The organism is Mucilaginibacter sp. SMC90 (assembly GCF_022811725.1).
Taxonomy (GTDB): domain Bacteria; phylum Bacteroidota; class Bacteroidia; order Sphingobacteriales; family Sphingobacteriaceae; genus Mucilaginibacter.
This window is the reverse complement of sequence record NZ_CP094527.1, coordinates 2,676,246-2,697,709: the sequence shown is the minus strand read 5'-3', so window position 1 is coordinate 2,697,709 and position 21,464 is coordinate 2,676,246. Positions and strand designations below refer to the sequence as shown.

Below are 21,464 nucleotides of genomic sequence, written 5' to 3'. Positions count from 1 at the left end.
TATGAAAAACATTACTGTAATTGGCTCTGGCACCATGGGCAACGGCATTGCCCATACTTTTGCCCAATATGGTTTTGAGGTATCGTTGGTTGATATCAGCGATGATGCCCTGAGCAAAGCGCTACAAACCATCAGCAACAACCTCGACAGGCAGGTAAAAAAAGGCGCGATGGATGAACAGGCAAAGGCACAAACGCTTAACCGAATCCACATTTTTACCGACTTGGTGGAAGGCACTCAGAATGCCGATCTGGTAATTGAGGCCGCTACTGAAAACCAAGAAATAAAGCTTAAACTTTTTAAACAACTAAGCGAGATTTGCAATGATAAAGTTATCCTTGCCTCCAATACCTCTTCCATCTCCATTACTAAAATAGCTTCAGTAACTAAACATCCGGGTAATGTAATAGGTATGCATTTCATGAACCCGGTTCCGGTAATGAAATTGGTTGAAGTGATAAGGGGTTATGCAACAACCAATGCGGTTACCGAAGCCATAATGGAACTTTCGCGAACTTTGGGCAAAGATCCCGTTGAGGTAAACGACTATCCCGGCTTTGTAGCCAACCGTATTTTAATGCCGATGATAAACGAGGCTGTTTATACTTTATATGAAGGCGTAGCCGGTGTTCAGGAAATCGATACGGTAATGAAACTGGGCATGGCACACCCGATGGGGCCGCTGCAATTAGCCGATTTTATCGGTCTTGATGTTTGTGTTGCCATATTAAAAGTATTACATGATGGTTTTGGCAATCCCAAATATGCGCCCTGTCCGCTATTGGTGAATATGGTTACAGCAGGCCACTTAGGGGCTAAAACTGGAAGCGGATTTTACAAATATACCCACGGTAGCAAGGATTTGGTAGTGGCCGATAAATTCAAGGCCTAAGCCCGGTTAAACTTTCAATGTTGGATGCTGTCAATAGTTATTATACTGAATAACTAAAAAACATCTGAAATGAAAACCATTGCTAAATTAGGAATAGTACTTGCCCTAACAGGCTCATTATTTGCATCATGTTCAAGCCAGGCTTACATAACCGAGCGCCCCGCCGAACCGGTTTACGTACGTCCGGTAGCTCCTTATCCTAACGCAGTCTGGGTACCCGGCGAATGGGTTTGGCGCGGCAACCGATACGTTTACCGTCATGGTTTCTATGCAAGGCCAAGATACAATCGTGTGTACGTTCAAGGCCACTGGCAACCAACTAATCGCGGTTATGTTTGGGTGAAGGGTTATTGGAGGTAGCCCCCCGGCCCCCTAAAGGGGGAGTTATAACATAAAAGCCTTTAGCAGATATTTGCTAAAGGCTTTTTAATTTTAGTTCTGTTCCCCCTTCAGGGGGTTAGGGGGCTACATCCTCTCCGGCACTTCAATACCTAAAAGCTTCATGCCTTTGCTGATCACTTTAGCTGATGATGCAGACAAAGCCAACCGAAATTGCTTTGAATCCTCATCCTCGGCCTGTAATATTGATTTTTCGTGGTAGAACTTGTTGTATGTTTTGGCAAGTTCATATATGTAGTTGGCAATAATAGCCGGGCTGTATCCTTTGGCCGCTTCTTTAACCGTTTCAGGATATTTGCTTAGCAATACGATCAGATCACGTTCCACGCCTGCTAATTCAGCTACAACAGGTTTGATTTCGGTATTGTAATCGGCCCTGCTTAGCACCGATTTAATACGGGCATGCGTATATTGAATAAACGGCCCTGTATGTCCCTGAAAATCTACCGATTCATTAGGATCAAACAGTAAACGTTTTTTCGGATCTACCTTTAACAGGAAGTATTTAAGCGCGCCCATACCTATGGTATGATAAAGCTCAGTCTTGTATTCTTCGCTAAAGCCATCTACTTTACCCATAGCTTCAGTTTGCTCTTTAGCTGTAGTTTCCATTTCGGCCATCAGGTCATCGGCATCAACTACTGTACCTTCACGTGACTTCATTTTGCCCGATGGAAGGTCGACCATACCATATGAAAGGTGGAATAACCCATCCGAACCGGTTTTACCCAATTTCTGCAGTATGAGGAACAGCACTTTGAAGTGATAATCCTGTTCATTACCTACCACGTAGATTGATTTATCCATGTGGTAATCGTTGTATTTCAACTGGGCGGTACCCATATCCTGGGTAATGTAAACTGAAGTGCCATCGCCACGGAGAACAAGCTTTTCGTCAAGCCCATCAGAGGTAAGGTCTATCCAAACCGAGTTATCTGCTTTTTTAAAGAATACACCTTTTGCAAGGCCTTCTTCAATAATATCTTTACCTAAAAGGTAAGTGTTCGATTCGTAGTAGTATTTATCAAAATCAACGCCCAGTTGTTTGTAGGTTTCGGCAAAACCAGCGTATACCCAACCATTCATGGTCCGCCATAGGTTCATTACCTCCTCATCACCGGCTTCCCATTTTTGCAGCATCTGCTGGGTTTCAATCATGATAGGTGTAGCATTTTTGGCTATCTCTTTGATCTTATCTTCTTCGCCCGCTATTTTACCATCAAGCTCACCAATAGCCTTTTGATTCGCCTCGATAGCTTTATCGCGCTGTTCTTTTATCTCAGCAATCGTAGCTAATAATTCTTTAACCTTATTTTCTTCCCCTGCAATTTTTTCATCAAGTTCGCTAATCACCTTTTGATTCGCGTGTTCCACCTGCGCACGTTTTTCCTTTACTTTTGCTATAGTAGCTAACGATTCCTCAATCTTCGTCTTCTGATTTTCTTTGTAGGCCGAAAGGTTATGCTTCTCGTAAACTTCGTTCAAAACAGGTTTAAGCTGTTCCCTTAGCTCCTTATCAAACAACACATAGTATTTACCCACCAGGTGATCGCCTTTCATACCTGAGGATTCAGGAGTTTCGCCATTGCCGAACTTTTGCCAGGCCAGCATGGATTTACAGATGTGGATACCACGGTCATTAACCAAATTGGTTTTGATCACCTCATACCCATCGGCAGCCAGGATCTCAGCAACCGAATAACCTAACAGGTTGTTACGGATATGGCCAAGGTGCAGCGGTTTATTGGTATTGGGAGATGAATACTCCACCATTACCTTTTGCCCGTTAGGTTTTGCTACCGCGAAATCATCGGCAGTAATATGATTATATAACTGGCTGATCCAGTATTCATCGCTGATAGAAAGATTAAGGAAACCTTTGATCACGTTAAAAGAAGCAACTTCTTTCAACTCGTTTTTTAAGAATTCCCCTATTTCGGCACCTGTTTGTTCAGGCCCCTTGCGCGAAAATTTGGTAAACGGGAAGGTTACTATGGTTACCTGTCCTTCAAACTCCTTACGGGTTTCCTGTATGCTAACGGCAGCCGGTTCAATGTCAGTTTGGTATAAATGCTTAACTGCTTTTACGGCTGCTTCAATAATAAAATCCATTCGGCAAAATTAAATAAAATGGGCGGATTGAAAATATTAAAATGGTGATGTTTCTGCTTAGGTTTACGCGGCACCTACGGAGCCGAATTTCGTGATGCTATTAGCTATAAACACGATACTCCTACGGAGTGTTAGGGGCGTAAGTTTTCAATTGCGGGTGATTAGGTGATCGAGGACGATTTGAGCCGGTATTTATTATTTTATAACACGAAATGCTACAGTTCTTACTATCATAGCTATAAACACTCCGTAGGAGTATCGTGTTTATAGCCATTAATCATAAATGGCTGTTGGCTCCGTAGGTGCCTCTTATTCTGCTGAGCTATTCCCGACACATTCTTGTTAATAAAGCCTGATGCTGAGGATAGTCCAAAACTAATTCTTCTCTTTTAGCCATTTCAAACTCGCTAAAATCAAAACCTGGCGCAACGGCACAACTCACCAGCGCAAAACCCTCTCCTGTTTTTAACTCGGCGGCAAACCATAGCCCGGCTTGTACAACAACCGAAAAGCTACCCGTATTTTCATCGGACAATTCATGACTTATCAAACTGCCATCTTTTTGGATCACGTGAATGATCAATGGCTGCCCCTTGTGAAAATACCAGATCTCATCTGATGCAATACGATGAAAACCTGAGAAATCTGCATCCTCCAATAAATAGTAAATGGAGGTGCATGCCTGTTTAACATCTGCCCCGGCAACGCGGCTAACCTCCTGTTCGGAACGAAAAGTCTCTTTGTAATAACCGCCTTCGGGGTGGGGCAACAGGTTTAACGATTGGATATAATATGCCGCGTTTTGAGTTTTCATAAACAAGTATAAAACAAAAAAGCCTCCTTTTCAGGAGGCTTCCGACATAATTAACCAACCAAAGAAAACCTGTCTTATTTGAAGCTTGTTGTTCCATCGCCCTGATAAGCGTAGCGGAAAGTATAGTAGCGTGATGCCGGTCTTGTGGTAAGATCAGCAAAAGCAGTAGTTGTAGTGTTTGGATTGCCCTTATAATAGCTGATCATTTCAACTTTAGCATATTTGCCATCAGCAGTTTTGATCACGAATATTTTACCAGGAGTTGCCAGTATGGCATGCTGCGGCGCAGTTTCGGCAGTATAAGTATACCAGCCCGAAATGGCAGGAGCGCCCGTTGCATCGCTTTTGTAATCGGCTGTTGGGGCAGCTGTTAAAGTTTCAAACGTGCTGCTCACTACCTGGGCCTGGGCTGTCCCGGTGCCTGATGTACCACCATTTGTAAATATGCTGGTCGATTTAAATTTAAGGTCCCATTTAGTAGCTGAAGCAGTATCAGCCCCTGTAACCTCTGCTCCTGTTGCAAGGCTGAAATAAACTGTAGCCTTTGATGCACCGTCAAGATCAGCAATAGTTTTGGTGGTAAGTTTACTTGCTTCAGGAGTTGGATCGTCGTTGTTTTTGCTGCATGATGATGCCAGTAATATAACAGCCGCGCCTAATGCCAATGATAACGTTTTGAATTTGTTCATGTGTGTTTACTGTATGATAGTTTAATAATTATTGCTTGTTAAAATTGTAAGCCAACCCGGCGTAAATAAGCCTGCCGGGCAGGTTCAGGATCACCTGCGGATCTTTATGGTTAAACAGGTTTTGCGCAGTTATTTGCAACCGGAGTGCATTGTTCATAAACAGCTTTGAAACAGATGCGTTGATCAGCATATAGCCGTTGGTATATTCATCGTCCCGGTTTACAATGCCATTGCCATCACTGTCTTTATAGCCATATCTTCCGCGATAAATAGCCCTTACCGAGGTGTTGACCCCGGTTTTTTCCTCATTATAATTTAGCCTGATGTTGTAGGTATATTTAGACCTGCCAAGCAAACCACCGTAGTCACTTCGTTTTAAAGCTTTTGTTAGATTGGTTTCAGGGTCTTTGGTGAATACTTTGCCGGCCTTGATCTGGTCAAGTACATCCTGGTCATAAGCTTCGAGGTATTGGAAGCCACCGCCAATTTGCAGGGGTTTAAAAAGCTGATAGGTAACATCTGTTTCAACGCCTTGTGTATAAACTTTGTTGAGGTTAAAGTAAGAGAAAACCGATTGCCCGTTTGTTTTCAGGGCGATGGCGGCCGTCTCGATCAGGTTGCTGATGTTATTGCGAAACAGGTTGGCTGTCCAGTAAAGTTTGGTTACCGGTTTATATCTGAACCCGAAGTTGAAGGCTGTTGAGCTCTCAGCATTCAATCTTTTAAGTGTAGCGGGATCGATCAATACCGTTTCTATCTGCCCCTCCTGCTGTAAACGGGCTATTCCGGCTTTTGCCTCTTCGTAACCAAACACACTATAGCCAACTTCGGCATTGGTAAAGTTGAGGTAAAGCTGCCTGAAATCGGGCGCTTTGTAACCTTTACCTGCCGAACCTAATATGGTGAGCTTATCACTAAGCGCATAGCTCGCAGCCAGTTTAGGGCTAAACTGTGATTTATAAACACTGTGTGCGTCAAACCTGCCGCCTGCTATAATGTCAAGCTTTTTTACCGGGATCCAATCTGCCTGAAAATAGCCATAGCCAGATGTGAATGATTGCTGTTTGGTATAACGGGTAGCCTCTACAGTTTCATACTGCCCGCCAATACCAGCGGTTAATTTCAGGTTGTCCTGAACTGCATAATCGTTCTGAACTTCGGCACGGTTAAAGGTTTGGGTAAAATAAGTTTGATCATAAACATCGTTATTATCCTCGTACCTGATGTCAGAATTGGTTTTATAAACCGAGCGGTAAAGCTGCAATACCGAAACATCTTTTTTGCTGAAGCGATGGGTAAGTACCGGCGCTATATTGAAATCCTTTTCAGTGCCCTTACCCGATGCAAAACGGCTGTCATCAACCGAAAAACGGCTGTCCTGGTCATTGGTAAAATATCTTACTGATAATTTCAAACTGGTGTTATCATCAAAGCGATAAGCAGTTTTTCCGTTAAGTGTATATCCATGAAATGGGGAAACCGTTGGGATGTCCGATGCAGGTTGCAGGCTGTAGCCTCCGCTGCTGTTTCGGTTGGCAAAACCGCTGATGTAGAATTTATCTGTTTTGTATGATGAGTTCAGGGAGATATCGGCGTTTTTATTGGTACCATACCGCCCGGCTACTCCACCCGAAAAGCCTTTGGCTGGCTCGGCAGTAATGATATTCACTACGCCGGCCATTGCCTCCGAGCCGTAAAGGGAAGATGTAGGGCCTTTAACTATTTCAATTCTGTCGATATTGTTGGTAGTAATGCGCGACAGTTCCAATATGCCGGTACTGCGACCGATAAGCGGCAAGCCATCTATCAGGATCAGGGTATAGGCTGGATCGAACCCCTGGATCTGGATGCCTTGTCCATGCGGGTCATCGAGGATATTGATGCCGGTTTGTTCCGATAAAACCTCGTTCAGGCGCACCAGTCCGCGTTTTTTGATTTCTTCGGATGTGATGCGGGTTATCGGGATAGGTACCTGCTGTAAACTTTTTGCAGTGCGCGTTCCTGTTACTACTACCTCTTTTAGTTGCTTAGTGCTATCCTTCCTTGTTGTGTCGCGCTGAGCATAAACAGCGGTTGATGTTGACAGAACAAGTACCCAAGGAAGAATATTTTTCATTTATTTAGACTAATTAAAAATAATGATGCAAATTTGTAGCATAGCTATCAAGTTTGGTTAACGCCAAACGGATTGAAAACAACGCTAAACGGATTTTATGCACACAAACCTTACTCCTGTTTCATCAAACAATATCCATTTAAGCTACCCCAACGGCTTTATCGCCGCGTCATGCCTTGAAAAAAGAAGCCAGGAAATAAAACTTGCAGATGGAGGGATTAAAGTAGAGGAATGCTGGTTTGAAGGAATTTGTGTTGTATACAGTATTGCTAATGCTACCCAATCGTTCTCAATTAGTTTTAATTATCCCAAACCGTGCAGGGTTATGTTTTTTGCGTTGGATGGCAAGATTGAGGCAGATCTTGACAGAACAGTTATAAGAATAAACAAAGACAATAGCTCTTCCGCCAGCACGATAGATCTAAACGCCAATATATCGCTCCATACCAACAGCACAATGCTGGCGATATGTATCGACGAATTATTCATTGAAAAGTTATCTGCTCAGGGAACGTTGCCAGCCGATGTTAAAAAGCACTATGACTATTTGACAAAAAAAGACCTGACCGCAAAGGCACAGGTCATCAGTAAAAACATTTTAGATAATGGTCAAACTCCTTACATAAAACGCCTGTTACTTGAAGCAGGCGTGGTGGATTTATTGATCAGGCTGCATCAACCCGAAGAAACAAACCTCCATCCGCCTTTTAGCAGTACCGACAAAGCGCGCTTACTGGAAGCTAAAAATATTGTAGAGCAAAATATAAAACAACCATGCTCACTGATGGAGCTATCGCGCAAAACAGGGCTTAATGATTTTAAGCTAAAGAAGGGATTTAAAGCCTTATTTGGAAATACTGTTTTTGGCCATCTGGCCGAACTCCGGATGAACCATGCCCATAAACTGCTCAAAGACGGCCGCAGCGTTAGTGAAGTTGCCGAAAGCGTTGGCTATAAAAACGCACATCACTTCACAGCAGCATTTAAAAAGCACTTTGATATACTGCCAAGTAAGGTAGGTAAGCTAATGGTGATATTAATGGGGTACCTGGCCTGGATGTAAGTTTTTGTAGAGACGCATCACATGCGTCTCCCGCATGCTGATTAAGTTCTCCGTTACCACGCAAATTGGCTTGTCCTAAAGGAGACGCATGTGATGCGTCTCTACAAAAGATATTCACGAATCATTCCTTAAACAACTTCAAAATCCCTGTCTGATTATTCTGCTCTGCAAATTTCTTAGCCGATATCCCTTGCTTATTCTCTTTGTTGAAATCGGCACCAAACCTTAGCAACAACCTGATCTGATCCAGCTTATATTTCCGTTTCACGGCATAAAAGAGTGTAGTATTGCCATCCTTATCGGCAAAGTTTACATCGGCCCCGTTCTTTAAAAACCATTCGGCTATTTCAAAACGTTTCCAGTTATACGCCGCCATAAATGGGGTATCGATGCCTGCACTGCTGTCTGTTTGTGCTCCATAGCTTTTAAACAGGTCGGCACCGCCGATATCATTATACCAGGTTATTGCATACATACATTGCTCGGGATCAGCACCTTTGGCCAGCAGATATTTATATAACAGCTCATTTCGCCCCCTCGTATAAGCATACCACAGCGGTGTAGCCGGGAAAAAACCGCACTCCTCCTTTATCCGGTGGATTGAATTGATATCCATACCGCAGTCCAGTAACAATTTAAGTATCGTCAAACTATCCTCAGCCTTATCCGGGCGCTTGCCTATTTCAACACCACCCAAGTAATGAAGCGCATTTTTACCGCTGTCTTCAGCCCATGTAAGCCAGCGCGGATCTTTTTCTATCATCCCCTTAACAGCTTCCACATCAAGGTCTTTTACGTACCGGATAAATTTGATCATAGCACTGTACTATTTATCTAATAAAGTAAGCCAGGTTGTAATTGCCTTTTTCAGCATCTCTTCTTTTGCCTCAACTTCTTCCATATTATGAAAATATGCAAGTCGGCGTCCATCTTCATAATCTCCGGAAAGCAAACCCGAGGTATCATTGATTTTAGCTCCCGAAGGAAAAACCAGCCTGATACAATCCTTTTGAAATACGTTTGAAACGATCATATATCTCTTATACTCTTTGGGATCAAAGGGCTTCATCTCGCCGATATACAAAAAGCTTGGTGCGTTCCATTTGATATGCTCACCTATTTCACTGTCAACACCCAGGATGATCTTTCTTAAAGCTTCCAATACTTCTTTCAACGGATGATCAAGCTTTTGCATATACGCCTCCACTCCTGCCGAATCGGCAAGTACGATTGGTTTAATATTTTTGGCTTTCATGATAAACAGGTAATAAATTGGATAGGAGAGTTTATCTAATTTAAAAAAAGAATAGTTAATACCAAAAGAACCGTAAATAGTACCATAAATTGGAATTAAGCCATCTTAACTTTGGTACATCAAATTAGATTATTACCATCATGGAACAGAAGCTGCCACTACCCCCATTTAATTTTGAAACAGCCACTCAAAAGGTGCAATTAGCCGAAGATGCATGGAATAGCCAGGATCCGGCAAGGGTGTCATTAGCCTATACAATTGACACCGAATGGCGTAACCGCTCCGAATTTGTGAACGGCCGGGAGCAGGTGGTTAAGTTTTTAACCCGTAAATGGCAAAAAGAATTCGACTACAAATTAAAAAAAGAATTGTGGGCATTTACAGACAATAGGATTGCTGTGCGTTTTGAATATGAATATCACAATGCCGAAGGCCAATGGTTTCGCGCATATGGCAACGAGAACTGGGAGTTTGACGAAAATGGCCTGATGCAAAAGCGCTACGCCAGTATTAATGACCTGCCGATAAAAGAAGAAGACAGGCGGCTGTAAAACAAAGAACCCATCGTAACTGCTAAGGGCCTTTACAATGGGTAACATCAATGTTTAAATTAAGTAAAAAGGTTTAGGGTCCTCCTTCAGTTTAGGCTTATCATCTGAGCTCATTTTTAACGCGCTGATGTTTTTTCATTGGCATTGGATACTTCGCTTTTTTATTTTATCAGGGGTATAAATTTCATTTTGGGGGCATTTCTTAATATCTCAAATCTCGTTGAAGCTATGAGAATCAAAAAGGGTGTTATCACCCTTTTTTTAGGTTAAAACAGGTAATAAAATGAAATAGAAATACATTATTTTTCCTACTTTGCATTATAGTTAACGACAGTTAACAAATTAACCTATAATTAATGCAAACTTCGTCCCCTGTCCCGTCTATACAAATTGCTATTATTGATAACCACACTTTGTTCAGGCAAGGTATGATTAGTCTGCTCGATGATTTTAAAGAGATCAACATCCTTTTTGATGCCGAAAATGGAGAAGATATGATCAGTAAACTCAAAAAATTCCCCTTACCCGAGATTGTATTGATGGATATCACCATGCCGGTTATGGATGGTTACAAAGCTACCGCCTGGTTAAAGGAGAACCATCCGGCGGTAAAAGTATTGGCGCTGAGCATGTCTGACGAAGACAAACCTATTATAAACATGCTCAAAAGCGGGGCCGTTGGTTATATGCTCAAAGAATCAAAGATCAGGGACGTAGTTTATGCAATGCAAAATATCCAAAAGCATGGCTATTATCTAAATGAACTGGTTAGCGGCAAATTGTTGTATACTATGCAAAATAAAAACACATCTGCCGATAAATCTAAAGAGCTTACCTCAAACGAACTTATATTCCTGAAACTAAGCTGCTCAGAACTTACCTACAGGCAAATTGCCGACGAAATGAACCTAAGCCCCCATACTATCGATAACTATCGCGAATCATTATTTCAGAAATTTGGGCTTAAATCAAGAACCGGCATGGTGCTTTTTGCTATAAAAAACCAGATCATAACGGTTTAACGATTTATTGGTGTTAATGACCGTTATAAAAAAATCAGCTTAAATACAAAAGGGACCACTATAATACCCAGACTAATCAAAACATAATTACGGTAAAGCTTATTGCCCCGGGCGGGGTATAAGTTCATCAACTTATTATAGCGATCATTGCTAAAAATGAGCAGGTAATTCAATATCACAAAGGGTATAAAAAATACAAGCAAACCTGCAACACATGCATTTATAGCCCTATCCCTGGTTAGGTTTATTGTAAAAAGAATAGGGATATCGGTAAAAAAACGAAGAATAAATAGCAGCGTCAACAGGTTAACACCCTGAATTAATGATATCGGGATAATGGTATATGCTTTCCAATTACCATTTGCCCCTTTCTTTGCCCTTTCCTGCTTAATGGCATCAACCCAGATCTTATAATAAATGCTCAACATTTGTTTCTGATTTATATGCAACTATTTTAACTAACCCTCAACCCCGCATATAAGTTTGCATGGTATTCAGTAACTGAAAATTACGGCATTCCGTTAGTCATGGTAATCCGTTACGACATTTCGTCATCTTAAAGTCAGAATAAATACAAGAATCTCATTATCAATCAAATACAAAACAGGTATTGGTATTGATATATTTATAGTGCTCAGTAATGAATCACCAAAAATCACTAACCTTAAAACACATTATTATGCCAAATCATTTATCAACGTTCGGAGTTATTCATACGGCAATAAGCCTGGTGGGAGTTGCCATTGGTTTTATCGCCTTGTTTCAGGATGGCAAAATTGCCCCCAACACCAAAAACGGTAAGCTTTATGGTATTTTTACTGTATTAGCTTGTTTAACATCATTCCTGGTTATGAAAACCGGGCATTTAAGCAGTGCGCATAACCTTTCGTTTCTTATTTTAATATTACTTCCTATAGTTTACTATGCTCCCTCCTTACGCATTTTTGGAAGCAAAACTGATTATGTACAGACTATTGGAATGACGGCCACGTTATTCTTTTCATTAGTGCCTGCAGTGGTCGAAACGCTGACAAGGCTCCCGGTTGAGCAGCCTCTGGCCGATGGCCCTGATTCGCCGGTAGTAAAAATGGGGCTTTTGATTTTGCTCACTTTATTTATAGTGATCATGATATACCAGGCTATTAAACTAAAGAGCCAGCGCAAGGGTTTTACTCCTGCCATGTAAATAGCTATCTGCCGATACATTAATATATTAACTGTCTGGGGCCTGCCTGTTTTCACGGGCAGGCATTTTTATTTCACTACAACGCTTCTACATCAGGCTAACAGATGCTCAAAATTTAATCGATGTTAACAGTCATAGCTAAATAATACTAAATTTATTGAAAGCTATCCCGCATCAAATCATCATTAACATGAAAGGCATCAAAAGACGATCATTCATAAAACATACTTTGCTGGCCGGTGCCGGCGCTGTACTCACCCCGCAATTGTTAAGCGCTCAACAAATTGATGATTCAAAGGCAATAACACCCAACAATAATGCAACATCGGGCAAAAAGGTAATTGTTGCGGGAGCGGGTATTACAGGGCTTTGCTGCGCATATGAATTAATGAAAGCCGGCCATGACGTAATAGTACTGGAGGCCGATGGCCGGTATGGCGGCCATGTTTTTACGGGTAGGGACGGATTATCTGATGGTTTATATGCTGATTATGGCGCTGACCATATCACCAAACCGGGTTACGAAAAGTATTTTGAATATGTTGACGAATTTAAGCTAACTGCACTGCCCTACCCCCATGCAGAAGGCTCGGCTGCTGCACCCAACCGTAACGGCTTACGTATGATTGGCGGCAAGTTTTATACAGATAACCAGATGAAAGACCCAGCCGTGTTAACAAAAATGGGCTTTAATGAACGTGAGGTAAAGTTTCTGGCCGATAATCCATTATATGCGCTTAGTTCGTTTTACCTCAAAACCTATACTGGCAAGTTTACCGATCCTTACCAGCCTTTTGGCGTAGGATATGATGATCTTGATAAAATTCCTGTTAGCGAGCTTTACAAAAAAGAGGGCGCATCCGCAGCTGCACTTGCGCAACTGGGTGGCCAGAGAACTTCGGCATTGTACCATTTATGGAGGGCCTATGTTATGGAATCGCGTGGTATTCCACTGTCCGAAGGAGATACTTATCATTTAAAAGGCGGCAACGAACAACTGCCCATTGCATTTGCCAGGCGACTGGGCAAAAGAGTAAAGCTAAATCATCGCATTACTGCTATAAGCCACTCAGCAACCGGTATTACGGTAAAATGCAAACCTTATGGCAAGGCAGACCAGGAAATGAATGCCGACTTCCTGGTAAATTGTATTACACTGCCCATATTTAAAACAATACCGCTATCGCCTCCACTTTCGCCCGAAAAGCAGTACGTGGTTAACCGTACAACTTATTCATCACACCCGTTTTATGTATTTGAGGCGAGCAGCCGTTTTTGGCTAGATGACGGATTTAAAAGCATTAATATGGACTTTGAACATCCATACATATCATCAATATGGGAAGAAACCAATGAGGCGGGCAGCGACAGGGTGATCCTGAAAGCTTACGGGCCTGGCGGCCTCACCCCACAGCAAGTACTTGATGCCTTCAGGCAGGTTTACCCGGGCAAGCACGATACCATTGAACAAGCTTTAACCAAAGACTGGACACGCGATACATTTGCCCCCGCCTGTGAAATGGAACCCTTTCCGATAGGTCAGATGCACCGTTTTTGGCCCCAGATCATGAAGCCTGAAGGCCGCATTTATTTTGCCGGTACTTACGCCGATAATTTAAGCCGCGGTATGGAATCATGTATCCGGTCTGCACAAAGGGTAGCCGCTGAGATAAGTAAAACATAAAAAATCTGCCTTTAATAAAAAAGGCTGCCCATGGTTGGAGCAGCCTTTCAATATAAAAGCTAATCGATTTTAGTCAACCTTGCTTACCCTGCCTGAGCCGGCGTAATGGGTTTCGCCTGTTGTAGCAGAGCCAGAGTAAACAACACTTCCAGAACCTGAAATACGTGCCGAAACTGTTTTACTGGCTATAACATTGATATTTCCAGAACCCGCGATTGACGCTTCAACGGTTTCTGTTTTTAGCGACTTACCGTTGATCTCGCCCGAGCCTGAAATATGGCAATCGGCCATGCCTGTACTTCCTTTAACATCTATTGAACCCGATCCGCTTATCCTCATGTCTAATGAGCCTGATTTAACGGCTGTTTTAATATTTCCTGAGCCACTTAGTGCAATTTTTGCATTATCGGCAGTCATTACACCATCAACAGTTGAGTTGCCGGAGCCACTGTTAGCAAGATACCCCAGGCTTTTAGCAGTGATGTAAATATTAGCGCGCTGGATATTACGGTGATTTTTCCAGTGATCTTTAAACTCAACTTTCAATATGCCACCCTGTACTTCGGTCTTAATATCGTCAACAATATTAGCGTCAACGTCAAGTTTCAGGCTTTCAGTCCCATCAATTTTAATAAAAACGTTAAACGGGCCACCACATGCTATACCATTATAGCCAGATACATTACGGCTTACAGTTTGTGCAGAAGTATTAAAGGCTATCGAAACGGTCAGTAGCGACGCCATAAGTGAGAAGATTAGTTTTTTCATGATCGCGTGTTTAATTATATGACGCATTTTGGAAAAAAACGTTGCAGGCTGTTTCGGTTTTTTATTTCAGGACATTCTATCTCAGGATGGTGACCGAGCCGGATAACGGTGGTTTACCCATTTTCAGATCGATGATATAAAAATATGTTCCTGCCGGTAATTGCCGCCCGTTAAAATTTCCATCCCACGGCACACCATATCCTATAGAATGATATAACCGTTCACCATACCTGTTAAACACATCTACTGTTGAGCTTTCATAAGCTACCAGGCCTTTTACTTCCCAATAATCGTTAAAACCGTCGCCATTAGGCGTAAAAGTATTGGGAACAGTAATATCTGGAGATACCTTAACAATAGTTTGACTTTGATTAACACAACCACGAACATCCGTAACGTACAGTGTATAGGCAATATCTTCATTGCCGGTAACTACAGGCTCTTTTACTTTGTTATTACTTAAGCCCATATCAGGAAGCCATAAATACTGAACATTTTCATCGCTTACGGTCGGTGTCAGGGTAATGGTGTGATTTTTTAACACATATCTTATGCCTCCTGCATTAACTGCGGGTGGTGGTATAAATTTAATAACCATATCGTCGCTTGCCGTGTAGCACTGCCCCGGTGTATTTGCAGTAAGCGTAAGTTTCACCGACCGGTTTTTGATATCCTCTTCAGAAGGAGTGTAAATTGCCTTCTGGGCATTATCAGCATAGAGCAATGTCCCGCTGCCAGAACTTGTCCATTTGCCGCCGCCCTGTATCAGGATATTTCCGTCCAGCTTGATGGGGTCACGCTTTGCGCAAACCTCAATATCGCTACCTGCGTTTGCACCCGGGGTTTTGCCAAATGTTATAGTCATTTCAGAAGTTGCAATACTACAATCATCCTTACTGGTAGAAGATAGCACCAACGTTACCGATCCGGCGGCCTTTTCCTCGGCAGTAGGTTCGTATCTTGCGCCCAGCTCATTATTTGAAGGTAAAAACTGTCCGGAATTACTCCCTTTTTTTGACCAGACACCGGTGGTAGTACCTCCTCCTATCTTTCCCTCCAGCTGGATATATTGATCAGTAACACAAGCCAAAATGTTTGTACCGGCATTAGCCGTAGGTGGTTTGTTTACTATTACTTCTTTTGTAGCCACCGGGCTGCTGCAATTGTTAACTGTAATATATAATGAATAAGTACCGGCCATATCAGCGGTAACGTTTTTAATCTCCGGGTTCTGCAACGATGATTTAAAACCGTTAGGCCCAGTCCAGCTATAAATAGCATTGGGAGTAGTTGGCACATTTAGCTTAATGGTACTGTTTACACATACCGGCGAATTTGTGCGGATCTCAGGTAATTTCACCTCCGGATTAACCTTTACAACATAAGCAAACGGCGTACCGTCACAACCAAAGGCCGATGGGGTGATAACATAAACAACATTTATGGCAGATGTTCCTTTGTTAACCAGCACTTCATCAATCTTACTACCGGTTTTATTCACCACTGCAGCATTACTGATGCCGGCTACCACAGCGCGGCTCCAGGTAAATGTTGCAGATGGAACATTTGACGTAATAGTATAATCAAGCGGCTCTCCGCTACAGGCTATATCTGTTGCTTTACTGGTAACATTTACGGAAGGGTTAACGGTTGCAACCCACTTAAATGGTACACCGGTACAATTGCTTGTTTGGTAATTATATATGTAGGTAACTTTAACAGGCGCATTGGTTGTATTAAACAACACCTCGCGGATAACTTTTGCCATTTGTCCGGATACCGATTGGTTACTGATGCCGGGCACCGCATCTCTCGACCAGCTAAAACTTGTGCCGGGGGGACTGAATGCAACAGCATAATTAACCGCTGTCATATTGCACAACGTAGCAGTTGGGGCACTTGTAGGCTGCGGCGATGGATAAACCGTAACCACATAGCTAAATGGCATGCCCGAACAACCGTTGGATACCGGTGTTATCAAATAAGTAACGTCAATAGGGTTGGCGGTTGTATTTATCAATGTTTCGGCTATTTGTGCCGATGTTTGATCGGCTGCCACTGCATTACTAATTCCCTGCACTGCCGCCCTTGACCATAAAAAAGTAGTGCCGGGCCTATCGGCTGTGATGGAATAGTTTTGAGCTATGCCGCTGCAAACATTATCAGCAGACCCACTGATGATAACCGGCAAAGGATTAACCGTCACATCAACCTTGGTACGCGCACTTACACAACCGGCAACAACTGCCTGCACGTAATAGCTTGTATTTGCTATTAAAGCCGGTGTTACGTACGTATTATTAAGCGATAACAAATTTCCGCCCTCCGGTGCATCATACCATTGATACGTACCACTTGAACCTGTTGCAGTTAAGGTAGTATGACTGCCTTCACAAGCCGGTACATTATTTACAACCGGGGCATGAGGCGGCTCACTAATCGTTACGGTAACCGCGGTCATATCACTTGTAATACCATCAACTGTTGTATTTACATAATATGTTGTTGTTTGGTTGAGCGCCGGGGTAATAAAATTAGGCCCGGTTGATAACAACGTACCATTTGTAGCTGCACTATACCAACGGTATGTACCGCCGGGGCCTGTAGCTGATACGGTAGCAATGCTTCCCATACATGTTGTTGTGCCGGATGCTGTTGGTGCCTGTAAAGTAGAGCCAATATTGATAACAACCCTGTCTGTAGCCGGCCCGCAATTGCCCGCCGGATCATTGGAGGTTAAAGTAAGTGTCACCTGCTTTTCGCCTGCAGCCGGGATATAGGTAGTGTTCAGATCCGTGGCATCGCTAAATCTACCCAAACCGCCCGACCATTTGCCGCCGTTAACACCAGTTATACTGCCAGCCAGATGAACGCTTTCCCCGGGTTGTACATCCTGATCCGGGCCTGCCTTTGCGCTTGCCCCTGGCTGTATAGTTACCTCAGCCCTGGCTGTGCTTGCTACAGTTCCGTTAGGGTTATAGATAGTATTTGTTACCTCGTAAGTGCCGGGTATTGTTTTGGCCAAATTAATTTCGCCCGTTGCTGTGCTTGCAAAAACCAAGCCTGCCGGCGATACAGAAAAGGTTCCGGCACTTGCATCAGACGGGAACATTGGCTTTGGATTTGTTTCGTACTGGCAAAACGGCCCGCCGTAAGCGAACTTAGCATTAAAAATGGCTACTATCTCTACACCCGCACTATAGGTTGATGAACATGGACCGTTACCGGTTATGGTAACGATATATTTGCCCGGGGCACTTGCCTTTACGTCGATCTCGCCGGTATGGGTATCCGCAAATACCAACCCCGCCGGTGACGAACTGAACGTACCACCTGATGGATTATTTATTATAGGTTTAGGATTAGGACTCTGAGGACTAAAAGTTCCTGAAGTATATAAAAATTGTGTTTCGCCGGCCGAGTTGATTGTAACTGTTACCGGCACCCGGCTGCTCAGGCAATCACCAACCCTGCTTTGTACATAATAAGTTGTTTTTTCTGAGATAATTGGCGTGTTGAACGTGTTCCCGGTAAATAGCGGTGTTGCCGAAGTTGAGCTTGCAAACCACAATATATCTCCGTTACCGGTAGCTGTAAGCTTAGCTGATGTACCTGAGCAAACCGAAGTATTAGAAGCAACCGGAGCTGCAGGCTGAGCGTTTACTTTAACAGTAACTGCGGTACGCGTGCTAATACAGCTATTTGATGCACTTTCTACATAATATGTTGTGGATGCAGTTAAATTAGGCGTAACATATGTTGGCCCTGACGATAAAATTGTGCCTCCGGTAGCACTGTCATACCAGGTGAAACCCTCTCCATTTCCTGTAGCTGTAAGCACGGCAGATCCATTATAACAAACAGAGGTAGCAGGTACTTGTGGGGCGGTTACCGGTGGAATAACAGTTACAGGCACGGCCGTACGGGCGCTTGTACACCCATCAACAGTGGTTTGCACATAATAAGTAACGCTGTTTGTTAACGAAGGGGTTGTATACCCTGCCTGTGACGATAAAAGTTTGCCGCCCGAGGGTGCATCAAACCACTGATAAGTACCATTAGTTGCCGAAGTTGCTGTTAACGAAGTCACTGAGCCGGAACAGATCACAGCACCTGCCGCTACTGGCGCGCCTATAAATGGATTAACGATAACTTTTACTGGCGCACGATCGCTGGTACAACCGGCAGCCGAAGTATTTTCGAGATAATAAGTAATAGTTTTAGTTAACGCAGAGGTTATGAATTTTGCACCGGATTTTAGTAACCGGCCGCCTGTTTGCGCATCATACCAGGCGTAAGTACCGGTAGTGCCTGCGGGAGCTGTTAATGTTGCTACCGAACCGTAGCAAACCGTTGTTGTTTGAGGAGCAGGTGCCACGGGTATTGGATTAACCGATACTTTTACGGGCACACGCGGGCTCACACAATCGTTAAGTACTGTTTGTACATAATAAGTTTTGCTTGCAGTTAATGCCGGCGTTGTATAATCAGGGCTCGAAATAAGTGCCGTCCCTCCTGTTGGCACATCAAACCATTGAAAAAAACCGGCAGCTGCATCTGCATGTAAAGTTGCAACCGAGCCCGAACAAATGTTAACATTTGAAACCACAGGAGTAGGCGGCGGCGTATTAACTTTAGCAACAACAGGGGTTGGTACGCTGGTACAGCCATTAATTATTGCAACAACATAATAAGTAGTGGTTTTAGTTAATGGCGGTGTAACAAATGATGCTCCCGTGCCTAAAACAGTTCCGTCGGTGGCCGAAGCATACCATGTGTAACTTTGCCCTCCACTTGCCGATAAAGTAACTATCCCACCGGTACAAGTAGCCCCGCCGGTAACATCGGGCTTGCCGGTTATGTATACAGACACAGCTGTTCGCGGACTTGTACAGTCCGCAACTGTGGTTTGCACATAATAAGTAGTTGAGGATGTTATTGGCGGTGTGGTGAAAGTGCTTGAACTTGCTAAAAAGTTACCACCCACAGGCGCGTCAAACCATTGGTAATTACCGCCGGGGCCGGTGGCTGTAAGCGTTGCCGAACTATTTGGACATACTACCACATTTTTAGCCGTTGGGGCGGTCGGTGTATTTGCATCGGCAATAGTTATTTTTTTTGAAACACCTTTGCAACCTGCTGTTTTATCTGTAAGAGTTACCGTGTAAGTACCGGCTTTATTTACACTGATAGCTGGGCCGGTTTCGCCCGTACTCCATAAATATGTATAAGGCTCGGTGCCGGCAGTAGCCCCGGCCGTTAACACCACCGAACTGCCTGAACATATGGTGGTAGAGGATGCTGTTAGGCTGACATTCAAAGTGCAGTTTTGTGCTTTTACTTTAAATGACAATAACAGGAATAATAACAAAATTAAACGGTTGTTCATGAACCTCGCAAAGCCTTAAAAATCCATTCCAAAAATTGATGAGGTTGTTAAAGCTTCTATTCGCTAAACGATCTTTATTCAGGGTAAAAATAGTTTTGCCACCGCTATAACAAATCAGGTAGGGTGTTATACGGCATAATCATTCAAATTGTTCAGTTGAGGCACCTCCAATATTAACTTCTTAGAAATTTTCTTTCAACATAAAACAAATTAGCTATTAATTATGAGCTACTTAATCTAAAAAGAAAAATAATTAATCGATGAAAATAAAAAACACAGCACATCCTGTTAGCAGTCAATTGAGCACTTTAGCTTATTCACACTTAAACTTTAACCGGGTGATCTTTTAAATTCGGCAGTTTCAAGTAAAAAAATACGCCTGATTATTAATATAATATTAACAATCATTTAACCCTATGATATCATTTCAAACATTGGTGTTTAGGTATTTTAGCCATCTATTATTCAGCTATTTCCCATCAAATGAAACGTCGCGATTTTCTGAAAAACACTACCATTACCGCCATTGGCGCATCACTAATAACACCGATCACTGCCTTAGCAGGTGAAAACATAACCCATCTTGAAAGCGACGATCTATCATCTAAAGCGTCTTTAAAAGACGAATTTAACGTTCATTTTATGGCTATAGGCGACTGGGGCAGAAATGGCGAATATGACCAGACCGAAGTAGCCAAACAAATGGGGTTATGGGGAGCCTCCAACCCTAACGACTTTGTGATCTCTGTTGGTGATAATTTTTACCCGCTGGGGGTTATAAGTGAAAATGACCCGCTATGGCATTATTCGTTCGAGAATATTTACACAGCACACTCGTTGCAGTGTAACTGGTATCCTGTTTTAGGCAATCATGATTATGGTGCCGATCCGTCAGCACAAATACGGTACAGCAAAGTAAGCCGCCGCTGGAACATGCCATCATTATATTACAAAAAGGAATTTTCTTTAGGTAAGGGCGGAGATAAAGTACTCATGCTGATGATCGATACCGACCCCATGTTACACGAAGAGAAAAAACAGCAGGTTGATGAACAACTGGTGTGGATAAATGAACAATTAAAAAATGCACAGGCCAATGTAAAATGGAAAATGATCATCGGTCATCACCCCTATTATACCGTAGGACCACGCATTAAAAATTATGATACCTTAACGGTAAGAGAAAAGATGGCAGGCATTTTTGAAAAATACAAAGTAGATGTATACCTTTCGGGCCATGATCATTCGCTTCAGCACCTTAAACCTGAAGGTTACACCCACCAGTTTATTTCGGGAGCCGGCTCAGAGCTTACACCCATTACTCCCGGAGTTCCTTACAGCCGCTTTGAAGCATCAGAACACGGGTTTATGTACTTTGCCATTAACAGCAATAAGCTTCATGTTAAAGCCATTAATAAGGAAGGCAAGGTTTTATACGAAACCGAGTTAACGAAATAACCCCATTAAAAGGAGGTTTTGATTGGTAACTTATGCCGGCATTAAAATAAAAAGCTACGGAGTGTA

The 21,464-nt window shown here is 42.9% G+C and carries 17 protein-coding genes; 8 read left to right on the top strand and 9 right to left on the bottom strand.

Annotated features, from left to right (window positions below; all coding sequences use genetic code 11):
• The first annotated feature begins 1 nt into the window (after position 1).
• Complete coding sequence (locus tag MTO98_RS11660) at positions 2-892, top strand: 3-hydroxyacyl-CoA dehydrogenase family protein (protein ID WP_243486825.1); 891 nt, start codon at positions 2-4, stop codon at positions 890-892.
• 69 nt (positions 893-961) lie between these two features.
• Positions 962-1,252: a hypothetical protein gene (locus MTO98_RS11655; protein ID WP_243486824.1), complete on the top strand. Its 291-nt coding sequence runs from the start codon at positions 962-964 to the stop codon at positions 1,250-1,252.
• Between the two features lie 105 nt (positions 1,253-1,357).
• Here MTO98_RS11655 and argS read toward each other — a convergent pair whose 3' ends face one another.
• From argS to MTO98_RS11635, 4 genes are all read right to left on the bottom strand, one after another.
• Complete coding sequence (gene argS / locus MTO98_RS11650) at positions 1,358-3,403, bottom strand: arginine--tRNA ligase (RefSeq protein WP_243486823.1); 2,046 nt, start codon at positions 3,401-3,403, stop codon at positions 1,358-1,360.
• 322 nt (positions 3,404-3,725) lie between these two features.
• Complete coding sequence (locus MTO98_RS11645; RefSeq protein WP_243486822.1) at positions 3,726-4,217, bottom strand: cupin domain-containing protein; 492 nt, start codon at positions 4,215-4,217, stop codon at positions 3,726-3,728.
• A gap of 74 nt (positions 4,218-4,291) precedes the next feature.
• Complete coding sequence (locus tag MTO98_RS11640) at positions 4,292-4,906, bottom strand: HmuY family protein (RefSeq protein WP_243486821.1); 615 nt, start codon at positions 4,904-4,906, stop codon at positions 4,292-4,294.
• A 28-nt stretch (positions 4,907-4,934) separates the two neighbouring features.
• Positions 4,935-7,022: a TonB-dependent siderophore receptor gene (locus MTO98_RS11635; protein WP_243486820.1), complete on the bottom strand. Its 2,088-nt coding sequence runs from the start codon at positions 7,020-7,022 to the stop codon at positions 4,935-4,937.
• A gap of 97 nt (positions 7,023-7,119) precedes the next feature.
• Between MTO98_RS11635 and MTO98_RS11630 the strand changes: the two genes are divergently transcribed.
• Complete coding sequence (locus MTO98_RS11630) at positions 7,120-8,085, top strand: helix-turn-helix transcriptional regulator (protein ID WP_243486819.1); 966 nt, start codon at positions 7,120-7,122, stop codon at positions 8,083-8,085.
• Between the two features lie 121 nt (positions 8,086-8,206).
• On the opposite strand, the gene MTO98_RS11625 is transcribed toward MTO98_RS11630, so the two are convergent.
• Both MTO98_RS11625 and MTO98_RS11620 read right to left on the bottom strand, forming a co-directional pair.
• Positions 8,207-8,902 (bottom strand): ankyrin repeat domain-containing protein, encoded by a 696-nt coding sequence (locus MTO98_RS11625; protein WP_243486818.1) that lies wholly within the window; start codon positions 8,900-8,902, stop codon positions 8,207-8,209.
• Positions 8,903-8,911: 9 nt separating this feature from the next.
• Positions 8,912-9,340 (bottom strand): DUF1801 domain-containing protein, encoded by a 429-nt coding sequence (locus MTO98_RS11620; RefSeq protein ID WP_243486817.1) that lies wholly within the window; start codon positions 9,338-9,340, stop codon positions 8,912-8,914.
• 140 nt (positions 9,341-9,480) lie between these two features.
• On the opposite strand from MTO98_RS11620, the gene MTO98_RS11615 reads away from it, so the two are divergent.
• Together MTO98_RS11615 and MTO98_RS11610 are read left to right on the top strand one after the other, a co-directional pair.
• Complete coding sequence (locus MTO98_RS11615; RefSeq protein WP_243486816.1) at positions 9,481-9,891, top strand: nuclear transport factor 2 family protein; 411 nt, start codon at positions 9,481-9,483, stop codon at positions 9,889-9,891.
• A gap of 356 nt (positions 9,892-10,247) precedes the next feature.
• Positions 10,248-10,913, top strand: coding sequence for a response regulator transcription factor (locus tag MTO98_RS11610; RefSeq protein ID WP_243486815.1), 666 nt, complete (start codon positions 10,248-10,250; stop codon positions 10,911-10,913).
• Between the two features lie 23 nt (positions 10,914-10,936).
• Here MTO98_RS11610 and MTO98_RS11605 read toward each other — a convergent pair whose 3' ends face one another.
• The gene (locus tag MTO98_RS11605; protein WP_243486814.1) at positions 10,937-11,341 is read right to left on the bottom strand and encodes a hypothetical protein; all 405 of its coding nucleotides are present in this window, start codon (positions 11,339-11,341) and stop codon (positions 10,937-10,939) included.
• Positions 11,342-11,592: 251 nt separating this feature from the next.
• Here MTO98_RS11605 and MTO98_RS11600 point away from each other — a divergent pair, with 251 nt between their 5' ends.
• Both MTO98_RS11600 and MTO98_RS11595 read left to right on the top strand, forming a co-directional pair.
• The gene (locus MTO98_RS11600) at positions 11,593-12,099 is read left to right on the top strand and encodes a hypothetical protein (RefSeq protein ID WP_243486813.1); all 507 of its coding nucleotides are present in this window, start codon (positions 11,593-11,595) and stop codon (positions 12,097-12,099) included.
• Between the two features lie 190 nt (positions 12,100-12,289).
• Positions 12,290-13,783, top strand: coding sequence for an NAD(P)/FAD-dependent oxidoreductase (locus tag MTO98_RS11595; RefSeq protein ID WP_243486812.1), 1,494 nt, complete (start codon positions 12,290-12,292; stop codon positions 13,781-13,783).
• 69 nt (positions 13,784-13,852) lie between these two features.
• Here MTO98_RS11595 and MTO98_RS11590 read toward each other — a convergent pair whose 3' ends face one another.
• Positions 13,853-14,551 carry a head GIN domain-containing protein gene (locus MTO98_RS11590; RefSeq protein ID WP_243486811.1) on the bottom strand — a complete coding sequence of 233 codons (699 nt, stop codon included), beginning with the start codon at positions 14,549-14,551 and terminating at the stop codon, positions 13,853-13,855.
• A 76-nt stretch (positions 14,552-14,627) separates the two neighbouring features.
• Positions 14,628-19,940, bottom strand: coding sequence for a PKD-like domain-containing protein (locus tag MTO98_RS11585; RefSeq protein ID WP_243486810.1), 5,313 nt, complete (start codon positions 19,938-19,940; stop codon positions 14,628-14,630).
• A gap of 483 nt (positions 19,941-20,423) precedes the next feature.
• Here MTO98_RS11585 and MTO98_RS11580 point away from each other — a divergent pair, with 483 nt between their 5' ends.
• Positions 20,424-21,398: a metallophosphoesterase gene (locus MTO98_RS11580; protein WP_243486809.1), complete on the top strand. Its 975-nt coding sequence runs from the start codon at positions 20,424-20,426 to the stop codon at positions 21,396-21,398.
• Positions 21,399-21,464 lie beyond the last annotated feature (66 nt).